Origin of the sequence: Paraburkholderia sp. BR10937 (genome assembly GCF_040965695.1) — a bacterium.
In the GTDB taxonomy this organism is placed as follows: domain Bacteria; phylum Pseudomonadota; class Gammaproteobacteria; order Burkholderiales; family Burkholderiaceae; genus Paraburkholderia.
This window is the reverse complement of sequence record NZ_JBFRCL010000315.1, coordinates 1-216: the sequence shown is the minus strand read 5'-3', so window position 1 is coordinate 216 and position 216 is coordinate 1. Positions and strand designations below refer to the sequence as shown.

General features: G+C 40.7%; 1 protein-coding gene. It reads right to left on the bottom strand.

The features are described 5' to 3' along the window. Nucleotides 1-22: 22 nt before the first annotated feature. The coding region (locus tag AB4Y44_RS43090) for a type II toxin-antitoxin system HigB family toxin (protein WP_368702870.1) at nt 23-216 on the bottom strand (194 nt) is incomplete at its 5' end.

Sequence of the window (216 nt, the reverse complement as noted above, 5' to 3'; positions counted from 1 at the left end):
CCTCCCGAATGGCTATGAATGTTCATTTCCTTCTATTCTTCCTTGTCCATTCGACATATTCCTTGTGCTTTAGCACATGACGAATGAAAAACATTTGCCGGTTGAAATGGACTGTAGCGACGACTCGTAAATTGTTTCCTCCAACATCAAACACATAAAACTTTGTTGGAACGTAATCGACTGTAGTACCAAACGTCTTCTTAAGACCGGAAAGGT